The sequence below is a fragment of the Bacteroidota bacterium genome (genome assembly GCA_018698135.1).
In the GTDB taxonomy this organism is placed as follows: domain Bacteria; phylum Bacteroidota; class Bacteroidia; order CAILMK01; family JAAYUY01; genus JABINZ01.
In genome coordinates, this window is record JABINZ010000084.1 from 1 (window position 1) to 16,520 (window position 16,520).

At 35.7% G+C, this 16,520-nt stretch carries 13 protein-coding genes; 10 read left to right on the plus strand and 3 right to left on the minus strand.

What is annotated here, in order from left to right; genetic code table 11:
* A partial coding sequence (locus HOG71_05145) for a tetratricopeptide repeat protein (protein ID MBT5990219.1) occupies positions 1-493 on the minus strand: 493 nt, incomplete at its 3' end.
* A gap of 117 nt (positions 494-610) precedes the next feature.
* Between HOG71_05145 and thpR the strand changes: the two genes are divergently transcribed.
* From thpR to HOG71_05195, 10 genes are all read left to right on the plus strand, one after another.
* A complete protein-coding gene (gene thpR / locus HOG71_05150; protein ID MBT5990220.1) occupies positions 611-1,180 on the plus strand; it encodes an RNA 2',3'-cyclic phosphodiesterase in 570 nt (189 codons plus the stop codon).
* Between the two features lie 9 nt (positions 1,181-1,189).
* Positions 1,190-2,002, plus strand: coding sequence for a thioredoxin (trxA, locus tag HOG71_05155; GenBank protein ID MBT5990221.1), 813 nt, complete (start codon positions 1,190-1,192; stop codon positions 2,000-2,002).
* 126 nt (positions 2,003-2,128) lie between these two features.
* Complete coding sequence (locus HOG71_05160; GenBank protein ID MBT5990222.1) at positions 2,129-2,893, plus strand: hypothetical protein; 765 nt, start codon at positions 2,129-2,131, stop codon at positions 2,891-2,893.
* A 7-nt stretch (positions 2,894-2,900) separates the two neighbouring features.
* Entirely contained in the window at positions 2,901-3,956 is a 1,056-nt protein-coding gene (locus tag HOG71_05165) for a histidine kinase (GenBank protein MBT5990223.1), read from the plus strand.
* Positions 3,943-4,686, plus strand: a complete 744-nt coding sequence (locus tag HOG71_05170) for a response regulator transcription factor (GenBank protein MBT5990224.1) — start codon at positions 3,943-3,945, stop codon at positions 4,684-4,686. The genes HOG71_05165 and HOG71_05170 overlap by 14 nt, the downstream gene beginning before the upstream one ends.
* Before the next feature lie 108 nt (positions 4,687-4,794).
* Complete coding sequence (gene aprB / locus HOG71_05175; protein ID MBT5990225.1) at positions 4,795-5,232, plus strand: adenylyl-sulfate reductase subunit beta; 438 nt, start codon at positions 4,795-4,797, stop codon at positions 5,230-5,232.
* 31 nt (positions 5,233-5,263) lie between these two features.
* Positions 5,264-7,153 (plus strand): adenylyl-sulfate reductase subunit alpha, encoded by a 1,890-nt coding sequence (gene aprA, locus HOG71_05180; GenBank protein ID MBT5990226.1) that lies wholly within the window; start codon positions 5,264-5,266, stop codon positions 7,151-7,153.
* A 448-nt stretch (positions 7,154-7,601) separates the two neighbouring features.
* The gene (locus HOG71_05185; GenBank protein MBT5990227.1) at positions 7,602-10,457 is read left to right on the plus strand and encodes a T9SS type A sorting domain-containing protein; all 2,856 of its coding nucleotides are present in this window, start codon (positions 7,602-7,604) and stop codon (positions 10,455-10,457) included.
* A gap of 162 nt (positions 10,458-10,619) precedes the next feature.
* Positions 10,620-12,044 (plus strand): pyruvate kinase, encoded by a 1,425-nt coding sequence (gene pyk / locus HOG71_05190; protein MBT5990228.1) that lies wholly within the window; start codon positions 10,620-10,622, stop codon positions 12,042-12,044.
* A gap of 61 nt (positions 12,045-12,105) precedes the next feature.
* The gene (locus HOG71_05195; GenBank protein ID MBT5990229.1) at positions 12,106-12,972 is read left to right on the plus strand and encodes a T9SS type A sorting domain-containing protein; all 867 of its coding nucleotides are present in this window, start codon (positions 12,106-12,108) and stop codon (positions 12,970-12,972) included.
* A 1-nt stretch (position 12,973) separates the two neighbouring features.
* On the opposite strand, the gene HOG71_05200 is transcribed toward HOG71_05195, so the two are convergent.
* Both HOG71_05200 and HOG71_05205 read right to left on the minus strand, forming a co-directional pair.
* Entirely contained in the window at positions 12,974-14,323 is a 1,350-nt protein-coding gene (locus HOG71_05200; protein ID MBT5990230.1) for a hypothetical protein, read from the minus strand.
* Positions 14,324-14,458: 135 nt separating this feature from the next.
* Positions 14,459-16,504 (minus strand): VWA domain-containing protein, encoded by a 2,046-nt coding sequence (locus HOG71_05205; GenBank protein MBT5990231.1) that lies wholly within the window; start codon positions 16,502-16,504, stop codon positions 14,459-14,461.
* Positions 16,505-16,520 lie beyond the last annotated feature (16 nt).

Consider the following 16,520-nt stretch of genomic DNA (forward strand, 5'->3'; position numbering starts at 1 on the left):
CCTCTGAGTCATTGATTTTTTCACATATTTTTTGAGATTGGATGTTATAATCCAAAGCTTTTTCATATAATCCCATCGTAACATAAATCATACTCAGGTTACTAAGGATTGCTGCTTCATTTTTTTGATCCCCAATTTTTTGCCATAGCTCTAAAGAAAGCTTGAAATATTTTATTGCTTGGTAATAATCACTTATGTAATAGTAAGAGCCTCCTAAATGTAAATAGGCAGAGGCAATACCATTATCAAAGTTTATATTCTTAGAAATGCGTAATGCTTTATTTGCATATTTTAAGGAGGAATCTGTTGATATTGCCCAATAAAATTCTGAGATTCTATTTAATGCAAATACATTTTGTTCTGTTTCTGCTGAGGTCAGAATGTTTTTGAAACTGTCTATTTTGTCTTGATTATCTGCAAATAATTGAACACATAGTGTTACAAAAAATAGTATTACTGAGATTTTTTGAATGTGATGCTGCAAGCACTTCATATCCTGACAGGCTTAATTTAGTGCTAAAATACAAAAAGACTTTCACATCTTGATTAATTCAGATTGTCGATAAGTCGAATCTATTGCCATGATGTAATGATGGATATTTGCAGGAATATGAGAAGGCTGTTTATTTCGATACCCATTAACCTGCATTATACAAAGCTGTGTAATGAATTTATTCAGCAGCAGCAACTCGACAAAATTCGCTGGATTAAACCTGAAAACTGGCATGTAACACTTATATTCATTGGTTATTTTCATCAAAAATATCTGACTGATTTAGCAAATCATTTAACGGATTTTTTCTCAAATATTTGTTCCTTTTCCATCGATTTTGAAAAATTCATCTATCAGCCAGAACCGAAAAATCCACGGATGATATGGGCTAAATTTAAGCAGTCCTATCAATTTGATAATTTAGTGCAAGAAACCTTTGCTTACTTGAAAGAATGGTATGAACAGCATCATTTAGAATTCAATATTCACATCAGAAATACAAATATTCCACACATAACATTGGCTCGACCTAAACAAAACGATCAGCCTTTTCCCAAGCTAAAGTACAGCAAAGTAAATCCATCGGTTTTAGAGGTGAAAGACTGTCATTTGTTTGAATCGAAACTTCTGCCAAAAGGTGCAGAATATCATTTATTGCATACTTTTAGCTTTGACTCGAGTAATTAAAATAATAAAATGGAGAACTCATTTGATATAAAAGATTTTCAACAAGAAGTAATTCAAGAAAGCAAAAAAAGGCCTGTATTGGTTGATTTTTGGGCCAGTTGGTGTCAGCCATGTAAAATATTAGGTCCTGTGCTTGAAAGCATTGCTGACGAAAATAAAGAAAAGTTTTTGTTCAAAAAGCTGAATACAGAAGAGTTTAAGGATGTTGCAAAGGAATACAACATAAGTAGCATTCCTGCAGTAAAGCTTTTTGTGGATGGCGAGGTAAAAGCTGAATTTTCAGGTGCCCAGCCAAAACGCAATATTGAAAAATGGCTGGATGAAAATATTCCATTGGCAAGTCAGCAAGAGTTGGACGAAATAAAGCAAGAGCTTACTCATGGATTTAATAAATCAATTCGTCAGCGCCTGGCAAAATTAATTTACGAGGACGACAAATTGGATGAAGCAAGAATTTTGTTAGCCAAAAATATTCTATTTGAAGAAGGGAATATTGCCAAAGAAATGGTGATAATGATACAGGCTTTTAGTCATTATTATAAAGATGCTGAAGCTATTATCAACTATGCTGATTTTCTGTCAATTTCAGAGGAGTCAATAGAAGCGGGACCTTTTAAAGAAAAGCTAGTCAATGCTATAAATGGTGCAAAGAATTCTGACTTTGATAAAGTGTTTGAAAACCTGATCAATATTGTCATGATCAATAAGGAGTTTATGGATGAAGTTGCCAGAAAAGTCTGTGTTGCCTTGTTTATATTATTAGGCCCCGATCATGATATGACACTAAAATACAGACGCAGATTTGATATGTCGCTCTATTAATTAGTGCACAATTTCGCAGTTCACAGATTAAAATCCTGCATTCACCAGATTGTGCTTTCATTGGTTTGCCATGCAACTTACATTTGTTCTTGATTTCTAAATTTGACAATGTATAAAAGTAAAATCATGAGAGATAGATTTAAAGACCGTGGTGAAATGAATTACCCAGAAGGCAAAAAAGGCTTCGTTGAAGATTGTAAGAAAAAGAGTAATAACAAGTTTAAGTCTTTGGCGTTTGCCATAACCGTACTAACAGTAGGTGTGTTGTTGTTATTAAGAAACACAGGCATTTTATCTGATTCGGCCTCTGAGGTGTTCTTTTCCTGGCAGATGCTGGTGGTTGCTCTTGGCTTCATTAATTTATTTGGACGTTCCTTTTTATTTGGCATTTTCCTGATATTGGTTGGGGGCTTTTTTATGGGGGCCGATTTTTGGGGTTTCACCTATGAAATTCAAAATTTATTCTGGCCAATCATTCTAATTTTTGCTGGCTTATCCATTCTTTTATTCTCATTCGGATATTTTAAAAAAAAGCGCATCAACATAAGCAACTCAGACGAAAACTATATGGATGAAGTTTGTGTTTTTGGAGGCAATGAAAAAACTGTTTCAGCCAACGCATTTAAAGGAGGACGCCTGGTTTATGTGTTTGGTGGTTCAAAAATAGACTTGCGTGATGCACAAATGGAAGATGGAAATCATATACTTGAAGTAGTCATGGTGTTTGGAGGAGCTTCCTTAATTATTCCGCCTGATTGGAATGTTAAATCTGATGTACTTAATTTATTTGGTGGTTTTTCGGATAAGCGTAGAACTTCACAAGTCAACAATAATAAAACGCTAACTATCAAAGGAGTTGTTATCTTTGGTGGAGGAGAATTAAAAAGTTAGCATCCATATGATATCAGCTGTAGGTAAAAATAAAACAGTAATCCTCTATTTTTCGCTGTGGATAGCGGTTGCTATTGTGCATGTGCTTATACTTGGCTTGGGTTATAATAAACCTTTTGTATATGCTGTGTTCGACAGTCTTGTTTTTAATGCCTTGTTTGCTTTGCTGGGAATTGGACTTTGGTATATTGCCATGTATTCAAATCTTAAGAAAACAGCAGTCATTGAAATTATTATACATCATTTAACAGCAACTACTGTTGCCGTAATTGTTTGGTTGAGTGCTGGTTTCTTTATTTTGAAGCAAGTATTACAAATTGATGCTGAATATGAGGCATTTTTAATGAGCACGCGCACCACAAGAATCATTAGTGGAGTTCTGTATTATGCCATTTTGATGTCCATTTTTTATTTGATTATAAGCTTAAGAGAACTTGAGGAGCGCATCAAACACGAATCCAGATTGAACGAACAATTGCGTGAAGCCGAATTGAAATCTTTACGCTCTCAAATACGACCTCATTTTTTATTTAATAGTTTGAATTCTATCAGCTCACTAACTATTTCAGATGCAGCCAAGGCACAAGAAATGGTCATTAAATTGTCAGAGTTTATGCGTTACTCATTAACTCAACTTGATGAACAATTGATAAACTTGAAAGAAGAGCTATACCATGTAAAACTTTATCTGGATATTGAGAAAGTACGCTTTGGAAAAAAACTAATTATTGAATACCATATTGATGAGCAATGCGAAGCATTTAAAGTACCCGCTTTGATATTACAGCCTTTGGTTGAAAACGCTATTAAGTATGGTGTTTATGAATCGCTTAATGAAAGTAAAATCATAATCGCAACAAAATGCGAAGGAAATTTTCTGCATATAGAAGTGAAAAACTATTACGATCCTGACTCTGTTCAGCGAAAAGGAACAGGAACCGGTTTGGCCAATATCACCAAACGCTTATCAACTATATATGGTCGCACTGATTTGATTTCCATTGACAAGCAAGATAATAATTTTATTGTGGAACTTAATATTCCTGGATATGCAAAAACTTAGCGTTTTAATTGTTGATGATGAGTCGTTGGCAAGGGATTTAGTAAAAACCTATTTGCAGGATATTCCTGATATACAAATTGTTGGCGAATGTGAAAATGGTTTTGAAGCCTTGAATTCTATACAAAAAAACAAGCCTGATCTTGTTTTTCTGGATGTGCAGATGCCCAAAATAAACGGCTTTGAATTACTGGAAGTATTGGAAGAAAAACCTGCCATTATTTTTACAACAGCATTCGATCAATACGCAATTAAAGCGTTTGACATGAGTGCCATTGATTATTTGCTAAAACCATTTTCAAAAGAGCGATTTCTGAAAGCTTTGGAAAAGGCAAAAGAGCAATTAACGTTGAAAGAACAGCAACCCAGTCTGGATGATTTAAGGGAAAAAATAGATAACAATAACGAAAGCTTGGATCGGATGGTGGTTCGACATGCAGGTAAAATAGTTGTATTAGCTATTGATAGCCTGCAATATTTTGAGGCACAAGACAACTATGTTATGATTTATACTGAAAATGGCAAATATTTGAAGGATAAATCGATGAAATTCTATGAAGAGCATTTACCGAAGGGAGACTTCATTCGAATTCACAGAAGTTATATTGTGGCCGTGAACCAAATTGAATCTGTTGAGCAATATTCCAAAGACACGCATTTGGTAATTTTAAAATCAGGTGCAAAATTAAGGACCAGTGCCAGTGGCTATAAAAGGTTAAGAGAGATTTTCTAAATCCACTATTCTTTTTCTACTTTAGACTAATTCTGATTTTTCATATCCATCAGTCCAAATATAAAATTTGACCTAAGTTTGTAAGCTAAGTTTTAAACGAAATAGCTTATGCCAAGTTTTGTAATTACCGATAAATGTGATGGTTGTAAAGCACAGGATAAAACAGCCTGCCAATACATATGCCCAAACGACCTCATGCTTCTGAATAAAGAAACAAATAAAGCTTATAATCGGGCTCCCGAAATGTGTTGGGAGTGTTATAACTGTGTAAAAATTTGTCCAACTCAGGCCGTTGAGGTTAGGGGATATGCCGATTTTATGCCTATGGGAGGAGTGGTTCAACCACTTAGAAGTTCTGACTCCATTATGTGGTCGGTTAAGTTTAGGAGTGGAAAGGTCAAGCGATTTAAGTTTCCTATTCGCACAATTGCTGAAGGAAGTGCTAAGCCAGATGCAGATATGAAAACGGACTCTGAAGATATCAAAAGTCCGATGTTGCGCACAGAGCCTGAATCTTTAGGCACATCTGAATTACAAAAATTATAATGATCAATCTGAAATTAGTTTTATGAGTATAATAGATCAATTCGAACAAGTTGAGGTAACAACTGATTTGCTTATTCTTGGTGGAGGTATGTCAGCCTGTGGTGCTGCTTTTGAAGCAGCTCATTGGGCAAAGAAAAATAATCTGAAAGTGACTGTAGTAGATAAAGCTGCCATGGACAGAAGCGGTGCAGTGGCTATGGGGCTTTCTGCGATCAACCTTTATCTGGGTTTGAAAGATGGTGAAAATACCATAGAAGATTATGTGAAATATGTGAAGACCGACCTCATGGGAATTACCCGTGATGATTTGGTTGCTAACATTGCCCGACATGTAGACGGATCCGTTCATTTGTTCGAAAAATGGGGATTGCCCATCTGGAAAGATGACGAAGGGAATTATGTACGTGAAGGTCGCTGGCAGGTCATGATCAATGGTGAATCATACAAAACCATAGTGGCTGAGGCAGCCAAGAATGCCTTATCCGAAATGGCAGAATATGGTGAATATTATGAAAGAGTATTCATTACCAATCCCATTATGGATGGCGATAGAGTGGCTGGAGCAATTGGTTTCAGTGTACGTGAAAAGAAAGTTTATATTTTCAAAGCCAAAGCAGTTATTTCAGCCATGGGAGGAGCTGTTCATGTATTTAAACCTCGCAATGTTGGCGAAGGTTTAGGTCGTAGTTGGTATCCTCCATTTAACTCAGGTGCTTCAACTTATTTTACAATGAAAGCAGGTGCTGAGATGACTTGTCAGGAAGTGCGTTTTGTTCCTATTCGTTTTAAAGATGGATATGGGCCTGTTGGCGCTTGGTATCTTTTATTCAAAGCCAAATCGACCAATGCTGCTGGTGAAGAATATATGGAAACCAATAAAGCTGAATTGGAGAAGTGGGGAGTATATGGAAAGTCCAAACCCATTCCAACGAGCCTCCGAAATCACCTGATGTTGATTGATGAACGAAAAGGAAAGGGTCCTTTTTATATGCAAACAGCAGAAGCCATTAAAAAAATAGCTGAAGAAGAAGGAGATGAAAAAGCGGCCAAAAGAAAACTCAAGCATCTGGAAAACGAGGCATGGGAAGATTTTCTGGATATGACTATCAGTCAGGCTTTACTTTGGGCATCTACCGATGTTTTCCCAGAAGAAAAAGCATCTGAAATTGCACCTACAGAACCCTATTTCATTAGCTCACACTCTGGAGCTTCGGGTGCATGGGTAAGTGGGCCAGAAGACATGGAAGGATATCATTGGGGTTATCCAAACATGACCACAATTAAAGGACTTTTTGCCTGTGGCGATTCTTCCGGAGCATCCAGTCATAAGTTTTCGTCCGGTTCTTTTACCGAAGGACGAATTGCTGGAAAAGCAGCTGTTAATTTTATACTCGACAACAATGCGCTTCCAAACTTTGATGATGCTATAATCGAAGAAATGAAAGCAGAAATGCTTAAACCATTAGCACTTTTTGAAGAACATAAAGATCATTCTACAGATAAAGATATAAACCCGAACTTCATCAAACCCAAGATGTTTATGTTCCGTTTACAAAAAATAATGGACGAATATGCAGGTGGAGCCGGTTCCTCCTTTATGACTTCACAAAAGCTTTTAGAAAAAGGCTTGGAGTTTCTCACGTATATGGAAGAAGATTCAACAAAACTGGCTGCTGAAGATTTGCATGAACTTATGCGGGTATGGGAAAATATACACCGGATGAGCCAAGCTTTTGCTCATGTACATTCAGTGATGTTCAGGGAAGAAACACGCTGGCCGGGCTATTATTTGCGCACCGATTTTCCAAACCTTAAAGAGGACGAATGGAAGTGTTATGTCAACTGCAAACGCGATCCTGAAACAGGCGAATTTGAAGTCTTCAAAAAGGAAATGATAGAGTTGGTGAAGTTGGAAGAGTAAGTAATACAAGTAAATAACCCTGACAGGGTTTCAAACCCTGTCAGGGTATATATTCAAAAGGGAAGCAGTAATGTTTCCCTTTTTTAATAGTTTAGCAAATAAATAATACTAATTATTCGAATAAATAAATATCATATATATATACAAATACAGGCATGAATATTTGTATTGTTTCTGTATAATTGACCTATCTATTTTGGATTTTCTTACATGCTTCAAATTCCCTTCTAAAATCCATCAAAAACAACCCTTTGACTTCACCCATTATATAATTACATACATGCTTCATTGTGCTTAAATATAAATTAGTTTTCGACAAATTAATGTCAATTATGCATATCTACATTTTGTCATATTATTTTTTATAATTATACAATTAATTAATTGGTAATGACGAGGGTTTTAATTAATAATTGATTTAATTTTGAAAAGCACAAAACACACAATTATGAAAAAGCTGTACATACTTCATATTATTTTGTTATTTGCACTCAGTATTCATGCACAAAATTGGACTCAAATAACTAAAGCTGTAGCTTCTGACCGAGCTGAAGATGATCGTTTTGGTTGTAAGGTCGCCATCTCAGGGGATTATGCCATAGTTGGAGCATTCTTAGAAGATGAAGATGCTTCAGGAGGAAATACAGCTTCATCTGCTGGATCTGCATACATATTTAAGAATATTGCAGGTATCTGGACACAGATACAAAAAGTAGTTGCTTCTGACAGGAATGGATCGGCTAATTTTGGTAGTTCAGTTGATATTAACGGAGATTATGCAATAATTGGAGCCCCTAATGAAGACTATGATGCTTCCGGTTCAAATTATATTATTAATCCGGGTGTAGCATACATCTTTAAAAATATTTCAGGAACATGGACTGAGATAAAAAAAATCGTAGCCTCTGATCGTGCACGGGATGAATTTTTTGGGAACTCAGTTTCAATTTCTGATAACTATGCAATAGTTGGTGCCTATCAAGAGGATATAAGTACAAGTTATACAACTAATGAAGGTGCAGCATATATCTTCACTAATAATTTAGACAGTTGGACACAGTTACAAAAAATCGTTTCTTCTGACAGAGCTTCTGCGGATTTTTTCGGAATCTCAGTATCCATTTCAGGAGATTATATAATTATTGGAGCACATTATGAGAGTGAAGATGTCCTGGGGGCCAATTCATTAAGCAATGCCGGGTCTGCCTATTTATTTAAAAATAATGCTGGTACTTGGTCTCAAGTGCAAAAAATCGTAGCTGGTGATAGAGATACTTACGATCAATTTGGAGTATCTGTATCCATTTCAGGAGATTACGCAATTATTGGAGCTCAAACTGAAGATCATGATGTCTCTGGAACGAACCTTTTAAGTAATGCCGGATCCGCCTATATATTCAAAAATAATTCTGGTACATGGTCTCAAATACAAAAGATTGTTGCTAACGATAGGGGTGCAGGAGATGCTTTTGGTTTTTCCGTTTCTATATCTGGAGATTATGCCTTCATTGGAGCTTGTTATGAAGATGAAAATGCTTCAGGATCTGCTACACTAAGTGCCGCTGGCTCAGCTTACATTTTCAAAAACAATACAGGAACATGGGCTCAATTTCAAAAAATAGTTTCCTCCGATCGGGCTATTGATGATTATTTTGGATATTCAGTAGCCATTTCAGGAGATAATGCAATCTCAGGTGCATATTATGAGGATCATGATGCTTCTGGCCAGAATTACCTATGGGCTGCAGGTTCTTCCTATATTTTTTCGAATAGTACAACATGGAATGGAAGTACATGGAGTAATGGAACTCCTACTTCATCACAAAGTGCCAATGTTGATGGGGATTTAACAATTAGTACTGGATTGTCGGCAAATAATTTTACAATTTATCCTGGTGCAGATGTAACCATCAATAGCAGCCAAACACTTACAGTTGCTGGAGATTTTATCATTAACTCAGATGCTACTTCAACAGGTTCTTATATAAATAACTCTGGAACATTAACTGTTACTGGAGATAAAACAGTTCAACGTTATGTAGATGGTGGAACGAATGGCTATGTCCATTATGTATCTCCATCAATAAGCGATGCAACTGCTGCAGATTTGCTTGATGAAAACTTGGGTGACTATAATGTTTATAAATATGTACCAGGAGGTTCTCCAGTTTGGTCAAGGGTTTTCTCATCTACCTCATTGGGAGCAGGTAGTGGATATTGTGTAGCTTATGACAACAATAAAACCATTGTATTTTCAGGTACATTAAATGATGGCAATGTAAATGTAACCGTGAGCAATAGTGGAACTGCCTATAATTTAGTGGGCAATCCCTATCCATCTCGTTTAGATGCTGATGCGTTTGTTACTGATGGAGATAACTCTGAGATTAGTGGAGCCATATATTATTGGGCTGATGATCATACTGCAGGTAGTGGTTATTCTACTGCTGATTATGCAACATGGACTACAACAGGAAGTACCGGAAGTAGCGGTGGTGGAACTTCAACTGCTGCAAATGATTATGTTGAAGTTGGGCAAGGCTTTTTTGTATTGGCAAGTTCAGCAGGAACTCTAATTTTTAAAAACAGTCATCGTGTTCATACAGCATCTGCTGACTTTTATACTCCAGCTATTAATGAAGTACAGCGCTTGTGGTTAAAGCTCACCAATAATGAATATGATTACTCCAATGATATTTTAATTGGATTCCTTGAAGAAGCCACAAATGATTATGATAGATTGTATGATGCAGTTAAGAATCAGGGAAATGAAAACCTTTCATTCTATTCTATTATCGAAAATGATGACAGAAACTTTGTCATTCAAGGTTTACCTGTTCCAACATCAGAAAAGGAAATTAAGTTGGGATATTTTGCAAAACAGGCTGGGATCTATACGATTGATATTGATAATATGGAAAGATTTGATGGCTATAGCATTGTATTGGTTGACAAAGAAATGAATATAACGGTCAATCTTTTGGAGACAGATTATAGCTTCACAACAGCAAGTGGTGAGTTTGATGAAAGATTCAGTTTGTTTATTTCAGCCAAGTCTTCTTCAGTTGAAGAAGCGAATCAGGAAGTAAAAATCTATTCCTCCGAAAACCTGATTTATTTAAATATTCCTCAGGATGAAAATTATTGCATTTCAGTTTATGATATGCTCGGTAAAAAAGTATATTCATCCATACCTTCCAGTATTGGTTTTCAATCGATTGATTTAGGCCTGAAAACTGGATTCTACCTGGTTAAGGTGAAGAATGAGACTAGCGAATACACAGAAAAAGTTTTTTTGAAATAATACAACAACCCTGACAGGGTTTCAAACCCTGTCAGGGATACATCCAATCAGAATCTCTCCCAAATAGTGCAAGTGTCAGTGGCTGTTAATCAGCGTAATTTAGCATGGCAATTCAGTTCAAAATCCTATATATGTTTGCTAACTTTGAAAAAACTCTTAGTTATGCGTCACGAAAGATCACAAACCAAAACAATAGTAACCCTTGGGCCTGCCTGCTCTAACAAAGAAGTCCTTCGACAAATGTTCATGGAAGGAGTGGATGTTTGTCGCTTGAATTTTTCGCATGGTAGCCACAAAGATCATTTAGCCAACATCCAAAACATATTGGAATTGGATAAAGAGCTGAATGCAAATGTGGCTGTGCTTGCCGATTTGCAAGGACCAAAGCTTCGAATTGGTGAGTTTAAGGAGGCCTATGTTGTTCTTAAAGAAGGAGATGTTGTTTCTTTTGTAACACAAGAGTGTTATTGCACGCAGGATCGTTTATACATGACTTATAAAAATTTTCCAAAAGATGTGAAAATTGATGAGTATATTTTAATTGATGATGGAAAAATTCGTTTGAAGGTACTTTCAACCAATCAGGATGATGAGGTGAAAGCGGTTGTTTTGAATGGCGGAAAATTGTCTTCCAAGAAAGGAGTTAACTTGCCTGATACACAGGTTTCTCTTCCATGCTTAACAGAAAAAGATTTAGCCGATTTACATTTTGCACTTGATCATGGTGTAGATTGGATTGCGTTATCTTTCGTCAGAAATGCCAACGATGTCAAAGAGTTAAAAAGAATAATCAAAGAAAGAGGCAAAGAGGTTTCAGTTGTTGCCAAAATTGAAAAACCAGAGGCCTTAGATGATATTGACAGAATCATAGATGTGGCAGATGCCATCATGATAGCACGTGGAGATTTAGGCGTGGAAGTATCCTTTGATAAGGTGCCTATTATTCAAAAAGACATTATCAAGAAATGCATTGAGCAAGCTACACCTGTTATTGTAGCCACGCAAATGATGGAAAGTATGATCACTAATTTTGAACCTACTAGGGCAGAAGCTACTGATGTGGCCAATGCGGTTGTTGATGGAGCAGATGCTTTGATGCTTAGCGGTGAAACTTCTGTGGGAAAATATCCGATTGAAGCCATTCGGAATATGCAAAAAATTATTGATTACACTGAGGAAAACGGCTTTGAATACAACCGTAAAATTGAGCATAACGATATCAAGCGCTTTTTGGCTGATTCGATGTGTGATGCTGCCCGAAAACTTACCGACCGTACAAAAGCACATGCTATAATTACATTTACGCATTCAGGCTATTCTGCTTTCCGTATCTCCAGTTATCGACCTAAAGCATCACTTTTTGTATTTACACAAAATAGAGTATTGCTGAGAAGAATGTCATTGGTTTGGGGAGTCCGATCCTATTTAATGGAAAAAACAGGAAATGCTGATGAATCCATTCAGTTTACAATTGATTATTTGAAAGGACGAAATTTGATACGTGAGCGCGATATTGTTGTCCATATTGGAAGCATACCGCTAGATGAAAAAGGCAAAACCAACATGGTGAAACTAAGCTTTGCCTGATAATATTTTATTGCTAAGGCTTTATTTCGTAATTTTGAAAACCACTCAATAAAGAATAATAATGATTAATCTAGATAAAAAATTAAAATCCTATTCTCTTTTGGCAACAGGTGTATTGGCATTTGGAGGTGTTCAGGCACAAATTCAATATACTGATATTGAACCTGATTCTGTAATAAACAGAAATGAAACCATGTTGATTAATATGAATAATGGTGGAAAGGCAGAGTTTAAAATCCAAAATACTTTTTCTTCATCGGTTAGTAGTGGATCTAGTTCAATTTATAACCTTTTGACACTTACTCCTGTTGATTCGAATGAGTTTTTGGGAATTCAATCAAATATTGTTACTTCAAGCTCATCATCAACCTATTTGTTTGTCCCTTCTGTTTTAGGAGCAAATGACAATATTGGTCCTAGTGAAAGCTATTGGACAGATAATTCCTATGGTATTTTATATGCAAACGTTAAATATGCATATGGCTCCTATAGTTTTAATGTAAAAGCAGGTAAATGGTTGAATGAGGAGGATGCCTATGCTGGTGTTAGGTTTTTGTTTCAGGGAGATAGTATTTGGCATTATGGCTGGATCAGGCTTTCTGTTCCTAATGACTCAACAATAATTGTTAAAGATTTTGCTTATGAATCTCATGCTGGCAAAGCTATTAAGGCAGGCCAAACCTATTCAGCAGTGGAGGAAAAGGGAAAAGATTTCAAGCTATTTACAGCATCCAAAAACCTGATTATTGCTAATAATGAAGAAAATGCAATGGTATTAATTTATAATACTTCAGGTCAGCTAATGGTTAACCGAGAATTGAATCAGGGGAAAAATCAAATTGACCTTAATCACTTTGTAAGTGGATATTATATTGTAAAAATTCAATATAAAGATGGAGTGTTTACCGAGAAGGTTTTGGTGAAATAGGTTAAAACTTTATTTTATACATCCCACCCCAGCCACTACTAGCATAGAGAAACTGATTGTTAAAGTGTGTAACATCAATATTTAGAGGGAATTTTTTTTCACAAATCCATTCTTGTCCCCAATTAATGCATTTATTAAATGAGCTGCGATATAGAATACAATAATCCTCTTTGTATATTTTCGTACAAGTAGTATAAAATGTATTCTCATTAACAAAATGAACAGAATTGCAATGTGTAATTCCATTTAAAAGATGCAAGGTTTTTAGCCCATCAGTTGTATAAAATACTGCTTGCCTAGCTTGCAGCAACATGGTATTTTCATCGTAAATAGCCATATCGTAAATATCATCATCAGGATTACGAACAATCGTCCAGTTATTTCCAGCATCCGAAGTTTTTATGATCGCACCATCAATCTGAATGATAAAGAAAATATTTTCAGAAATGCAATGAATTTTTTGAAAGCTTGAGCTCGGATTATAGCTAAGCTGGTGCCAACTATTCCCTCCATCAATAGTTCTGAAAATCCGGCTATTTGTTAAAAACAAGCCAAGCATATCAGTAGCAAATGTGAGCGAATAAATAGGTCCATCGTTAAGGAAAACGGTGTCATGCCAATTCAATCCGTAATCGGAACTGCGATAAATTATTCCATGTTGTTCTGTCCATCCACCTGAGTTAATGGCAATGTCCTTTTTCCCATAAGCAAATACTTGCTTGTTTGGCGAAATATGAATGTCGGTAAATCTGGAATCTTTATCTGAAATAACGGTTGCCCAATATGCTCCTCCATTATCCGTTTTTAAAATATAATTCCCTCCTTGTATAGCAAAGCCATTCATTTCGTCATAAAAGTTAAACTTCCGAATAGAGAAATTTCCAAATTTGAAGTAATCAGTAGATACCGATAGAACCGTATCTTTTGCACGAAATATTTCTCCTTCAAATTCAGCACATTTTCTAAGGTAATACGATTCGCAATCACCACAACCATTATTAGAAACATTCATATGGTCTTCTCCCATATAAATAACCTGATCGTATTTGGTTAATTCATGACTGCCAAATTTTGGAAGTAATGTAATAATAGCAGCTTGTCCATCTGGTTTTGGACGATATTTTCCTGCGCAAATTGTATTATTGTATTGAACAATCGTAAAATTCTGTTCGGAGGTAAATGTTATCAGGTCAAAGTCCTTTTTAAGTTCACCTCCCCAACCATCTCCTTTCGAAACCAGACTCCACTCTCCTTCGATATTGCTTTTTACAAAAACGAGTTCATCGTTAGAACAAGAAAAAAAATAAAGTAATATAGGAAGTATTATCAGTAGTTTTAGAAATGATTTCATTAGAAATTTTTTAAACTCTTTTCAAAGTTATTAAAACAATTTGGAGGAAATCTGTTAATTCGCTAAAAATGAGAGAATAGTGTAATGGACTGATGGTTTATGTTCTTTGCAGGAGAAATTCGGACGTCAAAACGCTCAACCTCTTCTGGAGTTTTTTCTAATCTCCTCAATGAGTACCGTTCGTGCTTGTTCTTCATCCAGTATATGAATGAAGTTTCCGTTTCCAAGGCTAGCCATTCGCTTCATTCTTCTAATGGCTTTATCATCATTGCCAAAACCTATGACCGAAGTAATGATTCCTTTTTGGCGGTATTTTGTGATTAGGGCTATCAATTCAATTTCAGAATGATCGGGACTATTAAACACACCATCAGTTGCTACAATCACCTGGTTATTGCCATCCTCAATGTAGTTAAGTTCTGCAATAATGTATGCTCTTTCTAAACCCTTCACCCCGTGAGTCAATCCCATTGCCGCCAAACTATCAATGCTTTTAAAAATGGTGTCTTTTTCATCAGCAGGTAACTCCGTAAAAATAGTTGTGGGTTTGGAAGCATAACTGATCAGGGATAGTTGATCAATATCACGAAGCACTTCGGTCAGCCTTTTCATAGCTGTTTTCAAATTATCCAATTTGTTTCTTTTCTTCATCGAAGAAGAAACATCAACCAGAAATACAATATTATTTGCTGCATAATGCGTAGGAGATAAAACTACTCCTTTAGCCTCTTCAATCGGTTCGTTATTTTCTAGTATGGCTTCGATTGGTTTTTCTTCTTCTATAAGTGCAATTGGTTTTTCTTCTACAAATATTTTCTCCATTAAAAAATCCAGATCATGCGTTGGATATTCAATTTGAACTGTATCATTAAAAGGAATATATCCTTCAGCAAGAATGGAAATAAAATAAGTACCAGCTATTAATGTTTTTTGATATTTCCCATCTTTCATGGTCAGATAGGTGTATTTTGCCTGATCCTCATGTGTTAATGTTATTGATGCTCTTTTTACGGGCTCCCTATTTTCTTCATTTAGAATAGTGCCGGCAACAAAAAGTTTAGCAGGTTTTAACTCCTCTTCTATTACAATTTGTTGCAAACTTTCAGGCTTCATTTTCAAGCTTATAATATCCTGATTTGACTCAATAACAATGGTATCAATAAGCGGAAAGAAATTAGGAGCATTTACAGTAACATAGTAAACTCCTGCGGCAAGATTTTTATAGAATTTACCATCCTTATAGGTTTTATAATAGTATGGTGTTTGGTCTTGTTTGCTTTTTAAAATAACAGAAGCTTTGTCAATAGGAGTTAAATCCATTTCATTAAGGACAATGCCAATTATTTCGATGGGAACCGCCTCAGTTTCAATTTCCTCATTTTCAAATTCAATTCGAATTTTATCTTTTTCTTCTACCGTATTTTTTTCTTCTGGAAGTTGTATTTCATCTATTTCTTCGGTATGAAGTGGCTCTATTTCTTTTTCAATAGTTGTTTCAGCAATTTCTTTTTGTGTTCCAATCGGATCCAATTCAAAAACCAATTCTGCTGAGTTTTTGTTTAAATAAAGCAATTCATCCAAGTTGTTGTAAGCTTCTGCTGAAATAATTATTTGATACATGCCCAGTTTTAGCTTTTTTTTGAACTGGCCCTCTTTGTTTGCTTTTGCGGAAAACTTTTCACCATCTGAACTAATGAATTTTACTTGAGCATTAGGAATGGCTTCCTTTGTTTTGCTGTCAATTACAATCCCTTTGTGATCGTGATAAAGCATGGCCGGATCGGCAGGCATATTCACGGATGGGCATTCTAAATATGAAGTGACTTTTCCACTAATTGTAAATTCAAATGCTTTGGTGGAAGAACCTACATATAATTTGATTTTTGTGCTGAAGGGTCCAAGAGTTAATGGTTCGAAATAAATAAGTACTTGCCCTTTTTCTCCTGGTTGAATAAAGCTTGTGGCATATTTAATATGCACATTGGACGATCGAATGGCGTTCAGAAATGCTTCAGGCTGAGTACCTACATTCTGGTATTCAAAAATTGCAGGAGTCTGACTCCAATTCGATAATGTTCCAAAATCATGACTATAATTAGAAAACTTAATTTGCCCCGAGGAGGAAAAATTTATTCCAATCAGGGAAATAATTAGTAGGATATTTTTAATAAAAAATTTCATAGTAATAGCCAGTCAT